This window comes from Sphingobacterium sp. UBA6645, assembly GCF_002455685.1.
Classification (GTDB): domain Bacteria; phylum Bacteroidota; class Bacteroidia; order Sphingobacteriales; family Sphingobacteriaceae; genus Sphingobacterium; species Sphingobacterium hotanense.
On the sequence record NZ_DKLH01000085.1, the window covers coordinates 49,083 to 71,238 of the forward strand.

The window sequence follows — 22,156 nt, forward strand, 5'->3', positions numbered from 1 at the left end:
TTTTAAACTGGTATTTTTCTATCGGCTTCTCTTTCCCAAATACGATGACCCTTCATGACTTTGATGAAATCACCTGTTAAATCGTTAGCCGATTCCAGCACGACACCTTTGTCCATGCCCTTCATTTTAATATAACTGAGATCAATCAAAGACTCCGCACCTTTCGCAAATGCCAAGGCTTTGCAATGTCTGTATCCCTCGTTAATAAATTGAATATAGTCGGGTTCCGATTTTAACACTTCTATCGAGTCTCCCTCTGGCGTATAGAAGGCATCAAAGCATACGGAAGCGTCGGTTAAGTAAGAATGCTGAACTTCTTCCGTATCTCCTTCTTTATACTTCAGCGCGCCTACTTTTGTCGATATCAAAACTGCTTGCGCTTTCTCAGCTTTCAGTGCTTTTCTCATTTTGTCAACTGATTTCTTGCTCACGCCGTCAGCGACGAGGAACGCGACTTTTCGTGTTTCAATACTGCCCTCTCCTGCTTTCGTCTCCATGCTCAACGCTGGCGATTTTTCGATTTCGGGTTTATTCGGTTTAATTGGGTAGTTTGGATGATTTTGACGGGCAAACTGCAAGGTCAATTCATCCAATTGCTGAGGGGGATCAATCCCTAGGTTTTTACCAACGCCATTTGCTAATTTCTTATCGATCTGATTTAAGATTGCCAATTCTCGCCTACGCACGGCAACCGAATTGACCTTGGACAATTCAAAGCTAAAGGCGCTGATAATATGTTGTTGCTCGGCTTCAGACTGTGAATTGAAGAATAAGCGAGCTTGCGTAAAATGATCAGCAAATGAGGTAGAACGTTCGCGGATCTTCTTCGCATCTATTTTTTCAGCATGCGACTCAAACCCTTTTTCACCTTTCAGCATCGCATGATATGGACATCCCCCACCTAAACTATTTGGAAAATAGCTGACATTGCCTTTCAGAACATCCGTTCTATGGAAGCCATCTTTTTGATTGTTATATTTCCCATTAACGGGTCTATTGATCGGAAGTTCATGGAAATTCGGTCCTCCAAGGCGATAGTTCTGTGTATCGGCATAAGAGAACACTCTACCCTGCAATAGCGGGTCGTTACTGAAGTCTATACCGGGTACTAAACGGCCTGGGTCGAATGCGATCTGCTCGGTTTCCGCAAAGAAGTTCTCCGGGTTTCTGTTCAGGGTCATTGTCCCTATAATTTGAACGGGTACAAGCTCTTCCGGGATTATTTTAGTAGGGTCAAGAATATCAAAAGAGTATTTCATCTCATCTTCTTCAGGAATCAACTGCACACCTAAATCCCATTGCGGAAAGTCTCCATTATCGATGGCTTCCCATAGATCACGACGGTGAAAATCAGCATCGTATCCAGATATCTTTTGCGCTTCTTGCCAAGCTACCTGATGAACGCCCAATTTAGGTTTCCAATGGAACTTAACGAAAGTCGCCTTACCTTGGTCGTTGATGAATTTGAACGTATGGACACCAAAACCCTCCATCATTCTTAGGGAACGAGGGATAGCACGGTCGGACATAACCCACAACGACATATGCGCTGATTCGGGCATCAAAGAGATGAAGTCCCAAAAGGTATCGTGTGCTGAAGCGGCTTGCGGAATCTCTTTGTCCGGTTCTGGTTTCACCGCATGTACGACGTCGGGAAACTGCATAGCATCCTGAATAAAGAAGACCGGGATATTGTTTCCGACAAGATCGTAATTCCCCTCTTCGGTATAGAATTTTACAGAGAAGCCACGTACATCGCGTGCTAGATCGGTAGATCCTTTAAAGCCCGCTACCGTAGAAAATCGAGTGAACAAGGGAGTTACTGTTCCTTTTTGTAAGAACTTGGCTCTTGTGTATTTGCTCATATCCGCCGTAGCTTCGAAAACACCATGGGCACCCGATCCACGCGCGTGAACCACGCGTTCGGGAATACGCTCGCGATCAAAATGGGCTAGCTTATCCTGATAGATAAAGTCTTCCAATAAAGACGGTCCGCGTTCTCCAGCTTTTAACGTATTATTATTATCATGAATAGGAACCCCATCATTGGTTGTCATGGTCCGATTTTGATTATCAACAACATGAGCATCAATCTGAACAGTCTTAGGATTTGGCTTATTCTGTTTTTTCATAGTTAAGAGGATTGAGTGTTTAATTAATACGTTGTAACAACAATCCATCATGAAAAAGGTTCATGGGAAATAAAAAAATCTAGCCTCTATATAAGTTTATCAACGTATATACAGACTAGATTTGAGGGTTTAATTGCGCGTCTTAGCTTTACGACGTTCTCAATACTTCCAGTGGCGATCTGCGCAACACCGAAAGGCTGTTCAACAATCCGATTATGACCGTCATTGCACTGACCAAAAGGATGAGCAGCAATACAAAGCCGATATTTGGAACAAATGCGCTTTCGAAGACAAAGATAGCGAGGATATTACTTGCTATCAGCGAGATAAACAGTCCAGTTATTGCCGCTAAAAGGCCGAGAAACATGTATTCGCTAATGGTGATAAGGAATATTTGTTTTCGGCTCGCTCCTATCGTACGTAATAGCACATTCTCACGAATACGCTGGTACTTACTGATCCGCACTGAAGAGATCAATACGACGATTCCTGTAAGAATGCTGAACCCACCGATAAATTGAATAATGAAACCGATTTTCTCTAGAATATTGTTTAGAATGACCAGGATCGCATTCATATCGATTACCGACACATTTGGAAACTGATTGACTACTCTTTGTTGAAACTGGCTGGCCTCCCGCTCTCCCGACACCTTGGTCATCATAAGATAAAATTGAGGGGCTTCATCGATACTCCCTTTCGCAAAGACCATACGAAAGTTTGACTGAAAGCGGTTCCAATCTACTTGCCGCAAGCTGCTCACTTTAGCGGGCAGACGCATTCCTTGGACATTCATCGTTAAGATGTCTCCGACTTTTACACCAATTCCTTCAGCGTAGCGTTCATCCAAAGATACGGAAGCCGTATCGCCGGCAGCCACCTGTCCTACCCACTTTCCGGCTGTTACTTTCTCAGATGCAGAGAGGCTATCTCGATACGTCGCCCGTATCTCTCCGCGAAATGCACGATTAGAAATCTCAATGGTCGTATCTTTCAACACATCTTTCAGAGAGGTTCCATTAACCTCTTCCATGAACATTGTTACGATTGGCACACTTTCTACAATTGGATAGCCTGCCGCCGTCGCCATATTTTGAAGGGAGTCCCGTTGAGATGGTTGAATATCAAACATCAGCATGTTAGCCTCATTCTGCTCCGCAGAAACAGAAATGCGCTTCAGTAGAATATCCTGAACGAAATATAGGGTTGAAATTAACGTGGTTCCTAAGCCAATAGAGACGATCAGAATAACTGTTTGGTTGTTCGGTCGCCAGAGATTCGAAAGTCCCTGACGCCAAAGATATGGCCATTTAGATGGAAAGAACTTACGTATAAGCCAGGTAAAACCTTTCGCTACTCCATAGAGTAAAAAGAAAGTCAAGGCTATCCCGAGGCTAAATAATAGGGTCTGTGTCCAATTCTCCATTTGTATCCTGGCAAACATAACGATGAAGCCAGCAATCAAAAGATAGATCCAACCCTTTAACGGATCCTTAAAAAGCCCCTCTTCATCATCTTGGACGCGCAAGGAATTTAGCGGAGAGATGTGCCGGACGGAAAGTAATGGCAATAACGCAAATAATACCGCGATCACTAAACCGATGATAATTCCTTCAAAAATAGCAGGCCATACGATCTGTGTAGTCAACTGAACCGGAAGCACATCCTGCATCACAAAAGGGATGGCATACTGAATCGCCGTACCGAGCACAGCGCCGATAATTCCTCCGATCAATCCTATAGCAGCAAATTGAATCAGAAAGATAAAGAATGCTTGTTTTGCCGTCGTTCCTAAGCAACGGAGGATAGCAACCGACATCAACTTTTCCCGAACGTAGATCTGCACGGCAGAAGAAACTCCAATGCAGCCCAACAACAGTGCAACAAAACCTACCAATTCCATAAAACTGGCCATGTCGGCAAACGACCGTCCGGTGTTTTCTTTTGTCGTCGCAATGGTCGAACTCCGAAGCTGAAGCGTGCTGAGTTTATCTTTCCAATCCGCTATCTTCTTATCGACAGCAAAATTCTTAGGTAACTTAAAATAGAAATGATATTCAATGCGGCTACCTTGCTGTTGTAGTCCCGCATCTTTCAACTGTTCCAAAGGGATAAATAGGCTCGGAGCCATTGCGCCCGAAAATGCACTCTGACCGGGTTGCGACGTCATACTGCCCAAAATAGGATAGCTTTTAGTCCCTAACTGTACTGTATCGCCTAGGGAAGATTCATATTGCAAAAACAGCGAGTTGTCGATGTATAGCCCTTCATGCTTTCCAAATTCTTTAAAAACGTGATCCGGATGTGTTTCTACCGCACCGTAAAATGGATATGGCCCTTCCAACGCCCTGACCTGAACAAATCGGGAAGCATTTGCCTTTGGAATGCGTAGCATCGACATGAAGCGCTCCTCTTTCGCGAATCCTAAGCTGAGATCTTTAAGCGAATCAATAAAGGCTAAGGTCTCCGCCGTAGGTTTGCGATTGCTCTCAAATGCTAAATCAGCACCGATCAACTCTGCCGCCTGATTGTCAATATCAACTTTCAGGTTGCGATTGAACGAATTCATGGAAACCAAGGAAGCAATACCTAGGATAATTGAAGATATAAATAGAAATAACCGAGATCTGTTCTTTCGACTATCTCGCCATGCCATTAAAAAGATCCATCGCCAATTCATTGAATCTGCCCTCCTTTAATGGGAATAACCTGTTGTGTTTTTGCAGCTAATTCAAGGTCGTGGGTCACAATAATTAGCGTCGTACCGGAAGCCCTGTTGAGTTCAAAAAGCATCTCTTCGATAATTTGGCTTGTCTCTGCATCCAGATTTCCAGTTGGTTCGTCGGCAAATAGAATCTTGGGTTTGTTTGCAAAAGCACGAGCAAGCGATACGCGTTGCTGTTCACCGCCGGAAAGTTGCGAGGGGTAATGATTGGCTCTTGCATCAAGACCAACTCGTTCCAGCAGCTCCATAGCAACTGCTTGATTGTTGCGAATCCCCTTCAGCTCCATCGGAACCATAACATTTTCCAAAGCTGTCAAGGTTGGCAATAGTTGAAAGTTTTGAAACACGAATCCCACATGTTCATTACGTATCTGTGCCAGCTTATCCTCGCTTAACCCAGTTAATTCTATCCCATTCAAGCGAATTGAGCCTTCGGAGGCTTGGTCAAGACCGGCACATAGGCCTAGCAATGTCGATTTACCACTGCCCGAGGGTCCTACGATAGCTACCGTCGCCCCTTCTTCCACTTGAATATTAATATCTTTTAAAACTGGAATATCCTTTCCTTCTAAGCTGTAGTTTTTGAAAACATGCTGTAATTCTAAAATCATAGTAGACATATATCACTAAAAGTATATCTTTTTTTGGTTAATTTAGTTCCATGAACTATATCAAAACGACTTTTTCGACATTATCAGCCATAATTTTACTTACGGCTTGCAATAATCCCCAAAAGCAACAAGCGACTGAACAACAACAGGATACTGTAGTCCAAGAAGCGACACCCTCTGAGAAAAAGCAGAATATTGTTTTCTTTGGTAATAGTTTAACTGCGGGCTTAGGCTTAGAAAATCAAACAGAAGCATTCCCTGCATTGATTCAACAGAAAATAGACTCCTTAGGATTGAACTATACTTGCATTAATGCTGGTTTAAGCGGTGAGACAAGCGCAGGAGGAAAGGATCGTATTGATTGGCTATTGAAAGAACCTATCGACGTTTTTGTGCTGGAATTAGGAGCAAATGACGGGCTGAGAGGAATTAAACCTGAGGCCACGAAGAAGAATTTGGGGGAAATAGTCGATAAGGTTATCAAAGCTTATCCCAATTGTAAATTGGTATTGGCTGGGATGAAAGTTCCGCCGAGTATGGGCGAAGCATATTTTAAAGAGTTCGAAGCAATCTTTCCAGCATTGGCTCAAGAAAAGAACATGACCTTGGTCCCTTTTCTACTAGACAATGTTGCTGGAATTACCAAGCTCAACCAACAGGACGCAGTACATCCGACCAAAGAGGGACAGCTTATCCTAGCTGAGAATGTTTGGAAGCATTTAAAAGGCATTCTGTAATGCTGAATGCAGCGAGTACGAGCGCGCAGGGTTCATCATCGCTATTAGTTCGAGGTATCCCGATATTTGATTGGCAGCACATCAGCTACAGAAAATATTATTAATAAAAAAGGCCACCTACATCAGGTGGCCTTTATATTTTAACGTATTACCGTTCGGCTACTTCACAAAGACTTGTTGAGTTTGCTTTCCGAGTTGCACATGAGGAAACTGCTTGTCAAAGTCGATCATGACATCACCTTCTTCAATCTTCCCATCCGCATTGGAATCCCATTCGATAGCTACATAATATTTCACCGAATCACCTTTCCCCAGCTCAGGTTTAATAAGCTTTAGGTAATCTTTCGGCAATTCGAAATCCACGTTAAATGGGATGGCTTTTGCATCAAAATCTGCCACAGCAATTTCCGTTGCTGCAACATCAGCTAGGTTTGCTGCCACTGCAAATAAGGTTGCTTTTCCTTTTGTATTTGAAATGGTTGGCGTCGTTGTTCCGATAAACTCAACCCTTAATGCCTTTTCTTCTTTGAAAGATTCCGATGAGTTCTTCAAACCGCAGCTTGAGATCAACATCGAAACACCTAATATTAATAATAATTTACCCATAAATAATTTAATTTTCTTATTTAGATAAACGTGTAAAATCGTATTACGCTACATAAAAGGAAACAACCGTGCCAAAAATCTTTTCACTTAGAAAATTAACCATTAACTAGACCTATAAAACATTAAAAATTATCAGAAATTGAAATCTCTTAGATTTCGAAAACCTATCTTTGTCTGTTTTTAATTGCCCAACTAAACACATTCATGTTCAAATTCTCGATTCAAGACGTAAGACAAATCAATTGGAAGACGGAAATTCTCGCCGGCTTAACCGTCGCGATGACGATGATTCCGGAATCCTTATCCTTTGCGATCTTGGCAGGTCTAAGTCCGCTGACGGGATTATATGGAGCATTTTTAATGGGTTTAGTGACGTCGATCTTAGGAGGTAGACCAGGCATGGTATCCGGCGGTGCTGGAGCTACCATCGTCGTCTTGATCGCTTTAATTAGTTCGCATGGGGTGGAATATCTATTCGCAACGGTCGCACTCGCCGGAATATTACAGATAACAGTAGGTGCATTCAAACTGGGCAAGTTTGTGCGATTGATTCCTCAACCGGTTATGTTCGGTTTCTTAAATGGTCTCGCCATCATTATCTTTATGGCACAACTTGAACAGTTTAAAGTCGTCGAAAACGGTGTAGCACATTGGATGACAGGCTCCATGCTTTATACCATGTTAGGATTAACAGCCTTGACCGTTGCAATCGTTTTAATCGTCCCTAAAATTACTAAAGCGGTGCCATCTTCTTTAATAGCAATCTTAATCGTATTTGCCGTAGTCCAGTTTATTGGTATCGACACGAAGAAGGTTGTAGATATTGCAAGTATTGCCGGCGACTTCCCTCCCTTTCATATCCCGGCAGTTCCATTCAATTTAGAGACACTGCAAATCATTTTCCCATATGCGTTGATTATGGCTTCAGTAGGTTTAATCGAATCCTTATTAACGCTTAGTATGGTGGATGAGTTGACCAACTCGAAAGGGTCCTCGAACAAGGAAGCCGTTGCACAAGGAACGGCCAATATTGTCAATGGATTTTTCACCGGTATGGGAGGATGTGCGATGGTCGCGCAGACCCTAGTGAATATCAATGCAGGTGCGAGAACAAAACTATCCGCATTTATTGGAGCAATAACTATTCTAATTATCATCCTGGTAGGCGCTCCGTTTATCGAACTGATCCCACTTGCAGCTTTGGTTGGTGTGATGATGATTGTAGCCATTACCACCTTCAAATGGGGATTCTTTAAGATGCTGAGCAAGATGCCGAAGTCCGATATCTTCGTTGGCATTTTGGTTGCAGCGATCACCGTCGTGCTCCACAACCTAGCATTAGCTGTACTCGTAGGTGTAATTATCTCTGCGCTCGTCTTTGCTTGGGATAGTGCTGTACGGATACGCGCAAGAAAATCAAACGATGAGTATGGCAACAAAGTGTATGAAATTTATGGGCCGCTGTTTTTTGGTTCAGTGACTCACTTCATGGACAAATTTGAAGTTGACCAAGATCCAGAACGCATTATAATAGACTTCCGAGAATCAAGAATTGTCGACATGTCAGCCATAGATGCAGTCAATAAACTGACCTCTCGCTATGCTAGCCAACAGAAAACCGTTGTACTTCGTCATTTGAGTGAAGATTCAATCAAGCTATTAGACAATGCCAAAGGAGTTATCGAGGTTAATATTCAGGAAGATCCGACTTACAAAGTGATGCCCGAAAAATAAAAAACCGACTCTTTCAAGTCGGTTTTCCTGCATCAATATCAGATGTGCATTATCAAGTTTTATCTTCTATCCGAATTGCCCGTTAATATAATTCGCGGTCACTTCATTTAAAGGGTTTCCGAAAATCTGCTTCGTCGGGCCCTCTTCTTTTACTTCACCTAAATACATAAATACCGTTTTATCAGCAATACGTTGTGCCTGTTGCATATTGTGTGTCACAATAACAATGGTATAATTTTTCTTCAGATGAGTGATTAGTTCTTCAATCTTCAACGTACTTACGGGGTCCAAAGCGGAACATGGCTCATCCATGAGAATTACTTCAGGACGCAATGCCACCGCTCTAGCAATACATAAACGTTGTTGCTGACCACCAGATAAGCGGGTTGCCGGCATCTTCAGGTCATTCTTCACTTCTTCCCACAGAAACGCCTCACGCAATGCTTTCTCGATCACGCCCTTATCATGTGGGAGGTTATTGATTTTCAAACCGTAAGCGATGTTATCATAGATACTCTTCGGAAATGGATTTGCCTTCTGAAACACCATCCCAATACGTTTTCTAATTTCCGTTACAGGAACACCTTTGGAATAAAGATTAAGTTCCTCCAGTTTCAAACTACCGTCAATCTTCGCATCCGGAGATAGGTCGTGCATACGGTTAAAACTTCTCAACAGAGTACTCTTCCCACATCCCGAAGGACCAATCAATGCCGTAATCTCATTCTCTGCAAAAGAAATGTTAACATTCTTTAATACATGCTTTGCTCCAAAGCTGATATTCAAATTTTCAGCTGATAATTTAGACTTCATTTTTTCTATACTTATAACGAATGTAGAACGCAGTAAGGTTCAATAAAAAGACAACAACAACAAGCACTAAAGCCGTTCCATAGGCGATAGGACGAACCTCATCGATGGACTGATGCTGTGTCGATAACATATATAAATGGTATGGCAATGCCATAAATTCTTGGTTAATAAATCCGGTGGTGCCATTGATATAGAATGCAGCACCCGTGAATAAAATCGGTGCGGTTTCACCAGCTGCGCGACTTAAAGTCAATACGACTCCCGTCAAAATACCTGACATCGCAGAGGGAATAACCACATCTTTGATGGTCTCAAACTTCGTCGCTCCCACCGCAAGGGCAGCTTCTCGCGTGCTGTTTGGAATACGCATTAATGCTTCTTCGGTCGTTGTGATGATATAAGGCAAGGAAAGCAAGCCCAATGTTAATCCGGCAGCCAACAAGGATGTTCCGAGTTCCATAGATTGTACAAACAGTGCCAGACCAAATAAACCGTAGATGATACTCGGAACACCTGAGAGATTACGAATTGAAGCTCTGATTGTTCGGGTCAACCAATTGTCTTCCGCATATTCGTGCAAGTAAATCGCACAACAAACACCAAATGGTATCGAGAATATGGCGGTAATCAAAGTCAATAATACGGTTCCTATAATTGGAGTTAGAATTCCTCCCTTGGTCATTCCGTCTGTTGGAACAGTCGAGACAAATTCCCAGGAAAGCTGTCCAGCACCTTTGGAAACAATTTCCCAAATAACAACAACTAAAAAGAAACAAACCAGAATAGTACTAGTCAATAGAGTACCCCACTCTACAACTTTAGATAATTTCGATGATCTATACTGCATGGAATTTTCTAAAACGGTTAATGAAATACTCACCTAGCATATTCGCTGCAAGGGTCATCATAAATAGAACAGTTGCTATGGCATAAAGTGCAAAATAGTGGGTTGTCTGATAAGGTACTTCGCCCATTTCGATTGCAATTGTCGCTGTCATTGTTTTTACAGAGTCGAAGAAACCCGTAGGCATCAATGCGGCATTACCCGTTGCCATCAATACGGTCATCGTCTCTCCGATGGCACGTCCAACACCTAACATCACCGCAGCGATAATACCCGGTGCAGCAGCAGGAATTACAACTTTAATCAAAGTTTCCCATTTTGTCGCTCCGACACCATAACTTGCTTCCTTATAAGTCTTCGGAACAGCGTGAATCGCATCCTCCGCAACAGTAATAATTGTAGGCAAAGCCATAACGGCTAAGAGGATAGCACCATTTAAGGCGTTTAAGCCATTCGATAGATCCGCTAAACTAGCGATACCCGGACTCACTACTACAATACCTAAAAAGCCAATTACAACCGATGGAATTGCAGCCAACATCTCTACAGTAGGTTTCAAGATATTCTTAACTCTCGGACTCGCATATTCTGCGATAAAAGCGGCTGTACCAATTCCCAATGGAATAGCAATTAGCATGGCACCGAAAGTCACCAAAGTTGTACTTAGAATCAACGGAAGCATGCCATACTTGGGATCATTAGCCGTCGGATTCCACTCCATCCCTGTGATAAAGTCCAAAGGCTTTACATCCAGGAAAAAAGAAAAAGAATTATAAACTAGCATGGCAAGAATACCGCCTAATAATGCTAGAACCAGTAAACCTGTTGCTTTAAAAATATATTTAAAACAAAGGTCTAAAGACAATCGTGTTTTATATTTCATGTTGTTGATTTTCTAGCGTATAATAACCGTGATCTTCGATCAATTTTCTACCGATGCCACCACGCTCAAAGTTGATAAAAGGTCTTACTTTATCCCAGGATTTAGCCAATACAAATTGGTATAAGGGCCGTTGGAAATAGTACAAGCTATTGTTAATAGCGTCTGGATCTAATGGAGAGTAAGCTACAGCAGTAGCATTTTCGCGAATCTTCAAAATCTTTACCTTCTGACCACTATTCGGATCATGAGCGACATAGCCAGCTCCCACATAACCAATACCTGTTTTATCGGCCTTCACCCCTTCAATAATCTGTGCATTACCAGTCATTTCCTTTGCTGTGTTGGAGAACTCAATCTTAAGCTTCTTCTTGATAAAAGAATGCGTTCCTGAACTGCTCTGTCTACCGTAGATATTAATAGGCTGATCAACATCAATGATCTCATTCCAGTTCTTGATCTTCCCACTTAAAATCTGACCTAGTGTATCCACAGAAAGTTCCTCTAAAGGCAGATCCTTATGCACCACAAATGCCGTTGCATCTTCTGCGAAGACAATCGTCTTTATCTCAATATCTTTCTCCTTGAATTGTTGAATCTCTTCATCCGATAAGGGGCGCGATGAGTTCGCAATATCGGCTTGACCATTCATGAGCGAGGTTATCCCTAAACCGGAACCACCGCCAGAAATCGCAATACTGAAAGTCGGGTCGAGCTCTGTGAATTCCTCAGCAAGGTTGACTGCCAAATTCACCTCTGTATCAGAGCCTTTCATCTTAATCGAATTCGTATTGGTACTACACGAATTGAAAAAAAATAGAGAAATGACACAAAAACTCGGGAAATAGTTAATAATCTTTTGTTTCATCCCTACAAAATTGAGGTTTCAATATTACCTCAATGTTAAGCTAATATTATCGTAATGGTAGATTATCAGATTAATGTAAGAGAATTGTAAAGTTGATGAGAACTGAATATTAATTAGCGGCAAAAGTACAGCATAGTGCATAAAAAAAGCCGCCCAGCAGAGCTGGACGACTTCGATTATGAATTGTAAAAGGTTAGTCGAATATTATAACTTAACATCAAACATTAAGTGCTTGTCGCTACGGATAAATGTAGACACTACTTCATACGTTAATTTAGACTGTCCGGCTTCCGCAGTTAGGATTTGTTTGGATTCTGGATATAGCACAATCCGTTTTGTTCCATTTCCGGATTTCAACTCCAACTCAAAATAAAGATCAGAGTTGTTCGATATCTCATAGTACTTTGTTGTTGATCCAGCCTTTTTATTTGTTTTCTCATGATACGGAGCACTGATCGAAACGCAAGCATTCATCAAATTTCTAACATTTTCTTCTTTGCCGAAAAGATATTTGCTAGACCATGCTACGGTACGTCCTGCTTCCAAAGCGTCACGGATACCAGCTGCGGAACGATCTTTTGACATAATCAGCGTCATGGTACGGTGTACACCCTCCTGCCCAATATTATAATCATGTGCAATTAGGTTATGAATATCCGTATTTCCGATAACGGTTAAATTACGGTCTAATGCCCAATCCAATGCTTTTTTATGAAATCCCAAACCATTCACCACTTCAATGCCGTGAAGTTTCTTCTCCTGGTACATCTTTTCAACGAAATCAATCCATTCATAAGAGCCTTCTATCGTCGCTGCCTTCCATCCCGGGTGATTCCAAAAAATAAACGCCTTTTGCGCAGCAACCTTGTCGATTGCTTCCTGATCTAAAGCAGAATCATTATTCTCAACCAAAGTAGAAGCGTCTTGGATAAACAGCGCATTGAAATGCCCTGGAGGAGTTTTACGAGTAACCTCTGTCCCTTTCACCAAAACAATATTATTTTCTTTTGCTAGTTCTACCGCCAAATCGTGGGAGCGATTATGATCTACTTTAACATCTTTTGAATGCGGATTGTACTCCATATGCTCGGTATAGGAGATTGCATCTAACCCTTCGCGCCATGCTTCCTGTACGCGGACATTAGGCCATACATGTCCATCCGTAAATACGGTATGCATATGGAAATCACATTTCAATACTTGCAGACCATTAACATTCGGAATATTTAAAATCTTACGCTTCGCAGGATATGCGAATTCTTGAAGGCGCATAATTCCAGGGTCAGTCTGTGCCTGGAGGAACGAAACGCTTAATAGCAAAGCGCTTGCTAGGGCTGAAGTGAATTTCATGATAGAGGTTATTTTATTTTATCCAAAAATAAAAGCAGGTTATTAATAGAATATTAAATCTATGTTTAATTTTATTTAAAACCCCTTCCTCTAAGGCTATTTCGAAAGAGATTTCAACTAAAGATAAGAAATATCCGCTCGCTCTTTCGTTAATTGGAGCAAATTGTTGCGAAGTTTCGCTGATTCAAAATCAATCATTCCAATCTTTTTCACTACGATTTCTCCGTTTTTTGCGATGATGACGGTCATCGGGATGGAGTTCGTCTGCATTTGTGAGGGCAATGCTGAGCCTAAGGAGTATAAAGGAATACTATATTTTCTCTTTTTAAAGAATTTCGCCGCTTTCTCCGGATCCTGATCCATCTCAACAGCCGCAAATAAAATATCCTCTTCAGACGCTAAAGACGAATAAAGTTTTTGTAAGGAAGGTAACTCTGCTATACAAGGCTGGCACCAGGTAGCCCAAAAATTCAAAACAATCACTTTCCCTTTCATTTCCGATAACTTGATCAGCTTTCCATCGTTATCAATCAAAGCCAAGTCAGAGGAATCAACATCGCTGTGCGAAGTCACCGTTACTTCTTCCTGTGCAATTAGCTCAACAGAGGTAAAAAGAAAAAAAATCAAGAAACAAATGGCGAAAGGATACTTCAACTTCATGAACCACATTTTAAGATTACTTAAAAACTACTACGTCTCTAAAATATGGAAAAACTATCTTTTATAAAAACTTTCATCCTTCCATAGAAATAGCAGCAGAGATGAAAGTTCTTGATGACCTTTGAAAACAGACCCTTCAAAAAAATATTCACTTTTCTACTAAGGTTTATCCGCCCCTGTCGTTTGAACAAGTAACAACCATTATAAACAACATGAAATTAAGTGCTGAAATTGCTGCTCTCATCAAGAAGCATTTAGAGGGAAATTTATCATCAACAGACGCCATTGAATTGAACCAATGGCTTGCGGAAGATATAAGTCATCAACAGTTTTTCGATAAACTCACTCACAGTGACGAATTATATGAAGATGCACTTTACTATTTACAACTAAAATCCGACGATAGCGAAGATTGGTTGAAAAGCTTAAAAGCAAAAACTATTCAGAAAATAGACAGCCAGAAGGAAAGACCACTAAAACGCAGAAATAATTGGTTGGGATATGCCGCAGCAATCATACTTCTAGCCGCTATTTCTTATATTTTCCTGATCCCAAACTGGGAGAAACAAGCAAGTCAAAATCCAACTTCCTTTAGCGACATACAGCCAGCCGAAAACAAAGCCGAATTAAGGCTCTCCAACGGCCAGACCATCCAATTAAGAGCTGATAAAGACGGAATAAAGGTCAACGAGCAATTAACCTATCAAGACGGAACAGACTTAATCAAGCTCGATGATCAAGAACTTTCAAAGTTGACTGCGACCGTACAAGTTCCAAAAGGCGGGAAATATCAAGTCACCTTGCCCGACGGTTCAACGGTTTTTTTGAATGCTTCAAGTCAACTTAGTTATCCTTTAAGATTCCCTCAAGAGCGTAGAGTAGTGAAGTTAGAGGGTGAAGCTTACTTTTCGGTAAACGAATCTTACCATCAAGGGATGAAAAAGGCATTTATTGTGACATCGCGAGATCAGGAAGTCCACGTGACGGGAACAGAGTTTAATATCTCTGCTTACCCCGACGAATCAGACATCACAACGACATTAGTGGAAGGAAGCGTCAATGTATTACATGGGCAGAAGCTGTCTAGCCTAAAGCCTAATCAGCAGTTAACCTGGAAAAATAAAAAGGCGAGGGTTCAAACGGTGGATGTCACGAGCTTCATCGCCTGGAAAAACAACAAGTTCCTGTTCAACGAAACGGAATTACGCCAAGTAATGAAGGATATCTCTAGATGGTACGACATCGAAGTGGGATATAGTGGCACCATTCCGGCAACCTACTTCTACGGAGAGATCGAACGTAATAAAAACCTTGCAGAGGTGCTGACATTATTGGAAAAAAGCGGCCTCAAATTCAAGCTAAATCATCAAGGTAAAGAACCTAAACTAATTGTACTCCCTTAAAATCATACCTATTAACGACAAAACCATGAATAAATCGATACCACCCTGAACAGGCATCAGATTATCAAAAAAATACCGAACAATGGTTGCAACATTGCTCGGCAGATATTAAGATAATCTTGAGCCAAGAACGAAATGCTGAATTTAATCCTTAACCAATGTTTAATCCTAATTGTACAAAAATATGATTTTTATACAACAAAACGATGGTACGCGCAGTTGCGCAATACCGAAAATAAAACCATGGGTACTCCATATGAAATTAACCTTTTTTTTAACCGTCTTATGTGTGTTTAAGCTATCTGCAAATGGCTTCGCACAGCATGTCTCGCTAAAAGCGGTCAATAGCCCTCTGATTGAGGTCATGCGGAAAGTACAGCAACAAAGTGGCACGCCCTTTCTGCTGCAAGGAAAAGAATTAGCGAATACTAAGATTGACGCCGAATTGAAACAGGTCGAACTACAAAAAGCATTGGCTTTGATTCTAGCCGACAAACCCATCTCTTGGGAAATATCCGGCGGAACGATTATTCTGCGAACCGACCTACAGAAGCGATTGATCGATAATAGCGAAAAGAGACAAACCGCTGTTCAGCAACGAATCTCTGGAAAGGTCGTCGGCGACGATGGAAAACCGATTGCCGGAGCCTCGGTGACTGTCAAAGGTACCAACTTGGGAACAACCACAAATGAACAAGGTGATTTCGAATTGGAAGGTGTAAATAGCAATGCAACAATCGTTGTCACCTATCTCGGATACTTGCGCGCTGAAACTTCATTGAATGGTAGAACGACCATCCGTATCAACCTTAAGGAAGAAATGAGCGATTTGGATGAGGTTATCGTTATTGGATATGGAACTCAGAAAAAGAAATTAAACACTGGTGCCACTGTACAGGTTAAAGGGGAAGACATCGAAAAACTGAGCACACCGAATGTACTCGAAGCCATGCAAAGCCAATCCCCTGGGGTCCAAATTACCCAAAGTTCAGGGATGCCAGGAGAGAATTATAAAGTCACGATACGCGGACTCGGAACCATACATAACTCCAACCCTCTATATGTTATCGATGGTGTACCGGGGGGTGACATCAATAACCTAAACCCTGCTGATATTGAAAGTATCGATGTTTTGAAAGATGCAGCATCGGCGGCAATCTACGGTTCAAGAGCAGCTAACGGGATTATCCTGGTGACCACTAAACAAGGGAAAGCCGGCAAAATGTCTGTTTATCTCGATTCCTATTTAGGCATGCAGCAAGCGCAAAAGCTGCCCTCCCTCCTAACGGCAAAGGAATACATGATCATTCAAGATGAACGTCGATTTAATGAGGGTTCAACCCCGTATAATTGGGAGAGCATCATTCCTAAACAGTACCAACAAATCCAAGATGGCACATGGAATGGCACAAATTGGATTAAAGAGGCTTACAACGAAAATGCAACCTTATTTAATACCGCAGTTTCCCTCCTCGGTGGAACTGACGCCTCCAAATTCTCCTTTGGTTATTCTAACAGCCACCGTGAGGGAATTTTTGGTAAACCGGTACAGCCAGACTACAAAAGAAATAACGTCCGCTTAAATTCCGATCATGTCATCCTAAAAAATGAAGCGTTCGATATTATCAAATTTGGCGAAAACATTACATATACATTTAATAAGAAAACGGGATTGGGTATCGGAAATATTTTCTGGAATGATATCCACAATTTGTTGGTTGGAAACCCATTGCTTCCACTCTACAATGCAGAAGGCGAATACTACGACCAACCAAGCAAAGTTGCAGACAAATGGGGATTGGATGGCGCTATCGCGAATCCTATTGCTGAGATGGTGTACCGCAGAGGTCAAAACTTGAGCAACAGTCACGCATTGAATATCAATGCCTACCTGGAAGTGCAACCCATTAAAAATCTAAAATGGAGAAGCAGCTTCGGCTATAAAATGAACAGTTACAACTACAGACAATATACCCCCGCATACCAACTATCTACCACTTTGGTCAATGCCGATGACGATATCTCCCAAAATCAAGGAATGGGATACAGCTGGGTCGTTGAAAACACAGTGAACTACCGTTATGCGACGAACGGCGGCCATGATTTCGACTTCCTCATTGGTCAGTCTTTAGAGAAATCAGGCATGGGCTCGGACCTAAGTGCGACACATACCAACTCATCCTTCCCCAATAGCTGGGAACATGCTTGGATCTCCAATGCCCAAGGCTATGATGGCTATATTCCTGCAGTAAGCGGAATGGGATGGGGACAAGGAAGCCTTGCTTCGTTTTTTGCGCGTGCGATATACAACTATAAGGAAAAATATATGGCCAGCGTGAGTCTGCGTGCCGATGGATCCTCCAATTTCGCCGCGGGCGAACGCTGGGGCTACTACCCTTCTGTTTCTGTTGGTTGGGTATTGAGCAGTGAAGACTTTATGGAAGCAACCTCCGAATGGCTGGACTTCTTTAAATTACGTGCCAGCTGGGGACAAAATGGTAACCAAAGTATCCCGAACTTCAATTACCTTTCCACCATAGCCATCGATAATCGCAATGGCTATTATTTCGGAAACAATAAGAATACGTTGATTAAGGGCGCTTACCCTGATATTCTCTCCAATCCAATTGTCACTTGGGAAACCTCAGACCAACTTAATATAGGCTTCGACGCTCGCTTCGCACAAGATAGGTTCGCGGTTGTATTCGACTGGTACAACAAGAAAACAATAGACTGGTTGGTACAAGCGCCCATCCCAAAAATATTCGGAACGGGTGCACCCTATGTGAACGGTGGTGAAGTTCAAAATAAGGGTGTCGAACTCGGCTTAAACTGGAGCGATAAGAAACAGGATTTCCGTTATAGCATAGGAATAAATGGTGCCTACAATAAAAACAAAGTGTTGAAAATCGAAAATGATGAAGGCATTATCCACGGTGAGAACCATGTACTGAGTCAAGGAACCACGGAAATGTATCGTGCGCAGGTTGACTTTCCAATTGGTTATTTCTACGGATACAGAACAAACGGGGTCTTCCAAACACAAGAACAGATTAATGACCTTAGGGCCAATGGATTTGGGGTATTACCAACTGCACAACCGGGAGATCTTTATTTTGTCGATACGAACCAAGACGGCTCCATCACTGATGCGGATAAAGTAATGATTGGAAATCCACATCCCGATTTTACTGCAGGTATGAATATCAGCTTAGGCTATAAAGGCTTCGACTTCGCAGCAACAGCTTTCGGCGCCTTTGGCCAACAGGTAGCTAAGTCCTACCGTTCGTTTGCAGATAGCCCCTTGCAGAATTATACGACAGAAATATTTGGTAGATGGCATGGCGAAGGAACGTCTAACAAGATACCTAGGCTAACCTCCGGAAGTCACACCAACAATCAGTATGTGTCCGACTTATATATTGAAGATGCTGATTTCCTGAAACTGCAGAATATTACTATCGGTTATGACTTTGCTAAGCTATTTCCAAAGTTACCATTCAGCCAAACACGTCTTTATTTCACCGTACAAAACCTTTACACCTTTACCGGCTATTCAGGTATGGACCCAGAAGTAGGATATGGAGATACGGCACCTTGGGTTTCCGGAATCGACTTGGGATTCTATCCACAACCTAGGACTTATATGTTTGGTGTTAACCTTAAATTTTAATCGAAGATCATGAAAAAGACAATCATACTATTAGCTACCGCATTCCTCATGACCTCTTGCGAAAAGTTCCTGGACACGGATAGCTTAGATAAAAAGAATACAGGTAATTTCCCGGTGAACGTCGCAGATGCCAATCAGATGCTCACCGGAATATATGCTAGCCTTAGTCGTGCAGTTTCCAACCCACAGCACAGTCACTTTTACATGGCCGAACTCGCATCCGACGACCGCTTCGGTGGCGGAGGAGAGAATGACCGTGATATGCAAGGCCTAGATCATTTAATGAATACGCAACCCGATCGCTTCCTTAACTTTTGGGAAGCACGATACGAGGGAATATTCCGTGCAAACACGGCAATTGAAACCCTCGATAAGGTTTCCGGATGGAGCGGTGATGCGGAGAAAAACCAACTGCTCGGAGAAGTACACTTTCTTCGCGCACTATATTATTTCGAACTCGCTCAAATGTTTGGTGAAGTACCTTTACTCGTCGAATCTGTCGCTACTGTCAAACCAAAGGCTTCAGCCGATGAAATATTCGCGCAAATAGCATTTGACCTGCAGAAGGCTATAGAGCTGATCCCGGCACGTGCCTATAATGCAGTTCCTTCGGGCCATGCAACAAAATGGGCAGCACAAGCCCTATTGGCGAGAGCCTATCTTTTCTATACGGGGTATTATAAAAAAGCAGACTTGCCAGTCGCTGGCGGCGGAACTATAGCTAAAAATTTAGTAATTCAGCATCTCGAGGATTGTATCCAAAACTCAGGACACAATCTAGTCCCTGAATTTAGAAACCTTTGGCCGTACAGCAATGAACATACCGCGAAAGACTATGAATACGCGAAAGATAACAACCTTAAATGGGTCGGCGATGGACATATGGAAACCGTCTTTGCTGTAAAATTTGGAACTTTGGCAGATTGGGGCGATCAATATATTCTCGGCTATTCCAATCAGTATTTATTACATTTCGGTTTGCGCTCTAACAATGGGCTTGCCGGTACTTTTCCATTTGGGCAAGGTTGGGGAGCAGGACCTGTCAATACTAGTTTATGGAACGAATGGCGACAAGCTGAACCGACCGATATCCGTAGAACCGCATCTATTATCAATGCGGATGTAGATTTACAAGATTACGTCTATGGTGCAGATAATCAGATGGAAGAAACTGGTTTTTGGCAAAAGAAGTACATCCCTGTAACCGCCTATCGCGAAGGTGCTCTACTACCCTCTTATGCAGTCTTAAGCGACGCTGCAGCGGTAGACTATCAACTTGCACATACGCAAGACTTGGTCTTGATTCGCTTCGCCGATGTGCTCCTGATGCACGCCGAGCTAAAAGAGGACGCAACAAATCTCAATCGCGTTCGCGCAAGAGCAAAACTACCAGCTGTAGCTTACTCACTCGCCGCATTAAAGCGTGAACGACGTTGGGAACTAGCGTTCGAGGGATTGCGTTATTTCGATCTAATGCGCTGGCATGACGCGGCAGATGCCTTAGCGAAACAAGAAGGGGTTACCATCAAAAACAAAGGCGTCAATACAGCGATGAAAGGCTTTGGCGGCGGATATAAAGCTCGCTACGAAGCAACAGGTGGATTCTGGGCGATTCCAAACTCAGAAATAACCCTAACAGACGGTGTATTAACACAAAACAAAGGTTGGGGAACGCCAGCAGCGGAATTTACAGGTTGGTAATATCAAATAGAGCTTAATCATGAAACAAATTATAACATATATCGGCCTCCTAATCCTCGGATTATTGGCATATGCCTGCGAGCCGATTGAAGACCGTATGGAACTTGGCAATACCATTACTGCCGACCAATTAGACATTACGGCGACTCCGGTGATCATCAATGGAAAAAAATCCAATAAAGTCGTGCTTGACAATAAAAGTCCCGTTCTTTCCTCTTGGGACTTTGGAACCGGAACTACGCAGAAAAAAACCGATACCGTTCTATTGGTGACCACAGGAACGAGTGAAATCATCTTCACCGGTTTAAATCCAGAGGGCACCAAAATCACTAAAAAAGTGGAAGTAACGGTTGATGAACTGACCTTCCCTGTGCCATTAGAATGGGGATACCTAACGGGAGGAACCGAACGGAATTGGAAATGGGATGAAACAGCACCCGCCGTATGGGGCAATGGTGGTTATCTAGGCAACTCTGCTCCCGCCTGGTGGACATTGAAAGAGGCCGATATTAACGGGCAAGCACCGGGTGAAGGCATTGGCGCAAAGATGACGTTCAGCCTTCGGGGAGCCAGGTTGACCAAGGTAAAATCTACAGGAGAAAAAGAAGAAGGAGCATTCTCATTTGATATGACCAAAGTCACCAAGCTTGATGACGGAACGGTCTGGGCAAAAGGCAAACTTACTACAAGGGGTGTCACCGTACTATGTGGCAAATCTCCAAATGAGGGCAATGCACCGGTTTATGAATACGATATAATGATTCTGAACAACGAAAAAATGATCCTCAGCTATGCCGAACCAGGCGCCGCAGCTTGGGGAACTGCATGGTTTTGGGTATTTCGAGCCGAATAAATCAATAAATTAATAGTTAGTGTGAATAGGGCTGTATCATCGAAAGAGATACAGCCCTTTGTCATATTTGCTTTTTTAACGTCTAAGCTAAGATTAAACTAATAGTTAGCCCTTGCATTTCATTTTTTAATGTTAAATTTACGGTAGCCAGTTATACAACTTAAAAATCACATGAATAAGAACTTTGAAAAGCAAATACTTGATTTGCGCGCTGGAAAGGAATCAGCCCTCAGTTTCTTCATGGATAGTTATGCTCATTCACTTCGTTTCTTTGCCATGAAAATGGTCAAAGATAAACTCATTAGCGAGGAAATCGTTTCGGATGCATATGTCAAATTATGGGAAAGAAAATCAAATTTTAGCTGCGCGGAGACCATTAAGTCCTTCCTTTATCTGGTTACCAAAAATGCTTGCTTAGATTACGTAAAACAGGGACGCCTCCGATTCGAGCATGAAGAAGAGTGGTTGTATGAATTAGAAAATCCAGACAAGGATATGTTGACAAAGATCATATACTTTGAGTTGCTGGAATTAGTCGTGAAAGAAATAGAAAGGCTCCCCAAGCA

At 42.3% G+C, this 22,156-nt stretch carries 17 protein-coding genes; 7 read left to right on the forward strand and 10 right to left on the reverse strand.

Annotated features, from left to right (window positions below; genetic code table 11):
- Positions 1–2: 2 nt before the first annotated feature.
- From B2400_RS15465 to B2400_RS15475, 3 genes are all read right to left on the reverse strand, one after another.
- Entirely contained in the window at positions 3–2,132 is a 2,130-nt protein-coding gene (locus B2400_RS15465) for a catalase (RefSeq protein WP_286650181.1), read from the reverse strand.
- 148 nt (positions 2,133–2,280) lie between these two features.
- Positions 2,281–4,812: an ABC transporter permease gene (locus B2400_RS15470; RefSeq protein ID WP_286650182.1), complete on the reverse strand. Its 2,532-nt coding sequence runs from the start codon at positions 4,810–4,812 to the stop codon at positions 2,281–2,283.
- Complete coding sequence (locus tag B2400_RS15475; RefSeq protein ID WP_286650183.1) at positions 4,809–5,477, reverse strand: ABC transporter ATP-binding protein; 669 nt, start codon at positions 5,475–5,477, stop codon at positions 4,809–4,811. Before B2400_RS15475 ends, B2400_RS15470 begins: the two co-directional genes overlap by 4 nt.
- Positions 5,478–5,518: 41 nt before the next feature.
- Between B2400_RS15475 and B2400_RS15480 the strand changes: the two genes are divergently transcribed.
- Positions 5,519–6,205, forward strand: coding sequence for an arylesterase (locus tag B2400_RS15480; protein ID WP_286650184.1), 687 nt, complete (start codon positions 5,519–5,521; stop codon positions 6,203–6,205).
- Positions 6,206–6,364: 159 nt separating this feature from the next.
- Here the strand turns inward: B2400_RS15480 and B2400_RS15485 are convergent, their stop codons facing one another.
- Positions 6,365–6,811 carry a hypothetical protein gene (locus B2400_RS15485; RefSeq protein ID WP_286650185.1) on the reverse strand — a complete coding sequence of 149 codons (447 nt, stop codon included), beginning with the start codon at positions 6,809–6,811 and terminating at the stop codon, positions 6,365–6,367.
- A 204-nt stretch (positions 6,812–7,015) separates the two neighbouring features.
- On the opposite strand from B2400_RS15485, the gene B2400_RS15490 reads away from it, so the two are divergent.
- Positions 7,016–8,545: a SulP family inorganic anion transporter gene (locus B2400_RS15490; RefSeq protein ID WP_293934725.1), complete on the forward strand. Its 1,530-nt coding sequence runs from the start codon at positions 7,016–7,018 to the stop codon at positions 8,543–8,545.
- 66 nt (positions 8,546–8,611) lie between these two features.
- On the opposite strand, the gene pstB is transcribed toward B2400_RS15490, so the two are convergent.
- From pstB to B2400_RS15520, 6 genes are all read right to left on the reverse strand, one after another.
- On the reverse strand, positions 8,612–9,358 hold the full coding sequence (gene pstB / locus B2400_RS15495) for a phosphate ABC transporter ATP-binding protein PstB (protein WP_260038247.1): 747 nt from the start codon (positions 9,356–9,358) through the stop codon (positions 8,612–8,614).
- On the reverse strand, positions 9,348–10,205 hold the full coding sequence (gene pstA, locus B2400_RS15500; RefSeq protein WP_260038237.1) for a phosphate ABC transporter permease PstA: 858 nt from the start codon (positions 10,203–10,205) through the stop codon (positions 9,348–9,350). Before pstA ends, pstB begins: the two co-directional genes overlap by 11 nt.
- Entirely contained in the window at positions 10,195–11,085 is an 891-nt protein-coding gene (gene pstC, locus B2400_RS15505; protein WP_260038225.1) for a phosphate ABC transporter permease subunit PstC, read from the reverse strand. Before pstC ends, pstA begins: the two co-directional genes overlap by 11 nt.
- Positions 11,075–11,950: a PstS family phosphate ABC transporter substrate-binding protein gene (locus B2400_RS15510; RefSeq protein ID WP_414713002.1), complete on the reverse strand. Its 876-nt coding sequence runs from the start codon at positions 11,948–11,950 to the stop codon at positions 11,075–11,077. Before B2400_RS15510 ends, pstC begins: the two co-directional genes overlap by 11 nt.
- Before the next feature lie 204 nt (positions 11,951–12,154).
- The gene (locus B2400_RS15515) at positions 12,155–13,300 is read right to left on the reverse strand and encodes an Sb-PDE family phosphodiesterase (protein WP_286650187.1); all 1,146 of its coding nucleotides are present in this window, start codon (positions 13,298–13,300) and stop codon (positions 12,155–12,157) included.
- Positions 13,301–13,417: 117 nt separating this feature from the next.
- Positions 13,418–13,960 carry a TlpA family protein disulfide reductase gene (locus B2400_RS15520; protein ID WP_286650188.1) on the reverse strand — a complete coding sequence of 181 codons (543 nt, stop codon included), beginning with the start codon at positions 13,958–13,960 and terminating at the stop codon, positions 13,418–13,420.
- A 212-nt stretch (positions 13,961–14,172) separates the two neighbouring features.
- Between B2400_RS15520 and B2400_RS15525 the strand changes: the two genes are divergently transcribed.
- The 5 genes from B2400_RS15525 to B2400_RS15545 all read left to right on the forward strand — a co-directional run.
- Positions 14,173–15,363, forward strand: a complete 1,191-nt coding sequence (locus tag B2400_RS15525; protein WP_286650189.1) for a FecR family protein — start codon at positions 14,173–14,175, stop codon at positions 15,361–15,363.
- A 256-nt stretch (positions 15,364–15,619) separates the two neighbouring features.
- Positions 15,620–19,036: a SusC/RagA family TonB-linked outer membrane protein gene (locus tag B2400_RS15530; RefSeq protein WP_286650190.1), complete on the forward strand. Its 3,417-nt coding sequence runs from the start codon at positions 15,620–15,622 to the stop codon at positions 19,034–19,036.
- 9 nt (positions 19,037–19,045) lie between these two features.
- Positions 19,046–20,737, forward strand: coding sequence for a RagB/SusD family nutrient uptake outer membrane protein (locus B2400_RS15535; protein ID WP_286650191.1), 1,692 nt, complete (start codon positions 19,046–19,048; stop codon positions 20,735–20,737).
- A 19-nt stretch (positions 20,738–20,756) separates the two neighbouring features.
- A complete protein-coding gene (locus tag B2400_RS15540; RefSeq protein WP_286650192.1) occupies positions 20,757–21,590 on the forward strand; it encodes a hypothetical protein in 834 nt (277 codons plus the stop codon).
- Positions 21,591–21,761: 171 nt separating this feature from the next.
- On the forward strand, positions 21,762–22,156 hold a 395-nt coding region (locus B2400_RS15545), incomplete at its 3' end, for an RNA polymerase sigma factor (protein ID WP_293934737.1).

What these genes read in the sequence shown, in the direction of transcription:
- pstA (WP_260038237.1), bottom strand. Translation starts at nt 10,205, where the DNA reads ATGCAGTATAGATCATCGAAATTATCTAAAGTTGTAGAGTGGGGTACT.
- B2400_RS15485 (WP_286650185.1), bottom strand. Translation starts at nt 6,811, where the DNA reads ATGGGTAAATTATTATTAATATTAGGTGTTTCGATGTTGATCTCAAGC.
- B2400_RS15475 (WP_286650183.1), bottom strand. Translation starts at nt 5,477, where the DNA reads ATGTCTACTATGATTTTAGAATTACAGCATGTTTTCAAAAACTACAGC.
- B2400_RS15540 (WP_286650192.1), top strand. Translation starts at nt 20,757, where the DNA reads ATGAAACAAATTATAACATATATCGGCCTCCTAATCCTCGGATTATTG.
- B2400_RS15465 (WP_286650181.1), bottom strand. Translation starts at nt 2,132, where the DNA reads ATGAAAAAACAGAATAAGCCAAATCCTAAGACTGTTCAGATTGATGCT.
- B2400_RS15520 (WP_286650188.1), bottom strand. Translation starts at nt 13,960, where the DNA reads ATGAAGTTGAAGTATCCTTTCGCCATTTGTTTCTTGATTTTTTTTCTT.
- pstB (WP_260038247.1), bottom strand. Translation starts at nt 9,358, where the DNA reads ATGAAGTCTAAATTATCAGCTGAAAATTTGAATATCAGCTTTGGAGCA.
- B2400_RS15525 (WP_286650189.1), top strand. Translation starts at nt 14,173, where the DNA reads ATGAAATTAAGTGCTGAAATTGCTGCTCTCATCAAGAAGCATTTAGAG.
- B2400_RS15480 (WP_286650184.1), top strand. Translation starts at nt 5,519, where the DNA reads ATGAACTATATCAAAACGACTTTTTCGACATTATCAGCCATAATTTTA.
- B2400_RS15470 (WP_286650182.1), bottom strand. Translation starts at nt 4,812, where the DNA reads ATGAATTGGCGATGGATCTTTTTAATGGCATGGCGAGATAGTCGAAAG.
- B2400_RS15530 (WP_286650190.1), top strand. Translation starts at nt 15,620, where the DNA reads ATGAAATTAACCTTTTTTTTAACCGTCTTATGTGTGTTTAAGCTATCT.
- B2400_RS15515 (WP_286650187.1), bottom strand. Translation starts at nt 13,300, where the DNA reads ATGAAATTCACTTCAGCCCTAGCAAGCGCTTTGCTATTAAGCGTTTCG.
- pstC (WP_260038225.1), bottom strand. Translation starts at nt 11,085, where the DNA reads ATGAAATATAAAACACGATTGTCTTTAGACCTTTGTTTTAAATATATT.
- B2400_RS15510 (WP_414713002.1), bottom strand. Translation starts at nt 11,950, where the DNA reads ATGAAACAAAAGATTATTAACTATTTCCCGAGTTTTTGTGTCATTTCT.
- B2400_RS15490 (WP_293934725.1), top strand. Translation starts at nt 7,016, where the DNA reads ATGTTCAAATTCTCGATTCAAGACGTAAGACAAATCAATTGGAAGACG.
- B2400_RS15535 (WP_286650191.1), top strand. Translation starts at nt 19,046, where the DNA reads ATGAAAAAGACAATCATACTATTAGCTACCGCATTCCTCATGACCTCT.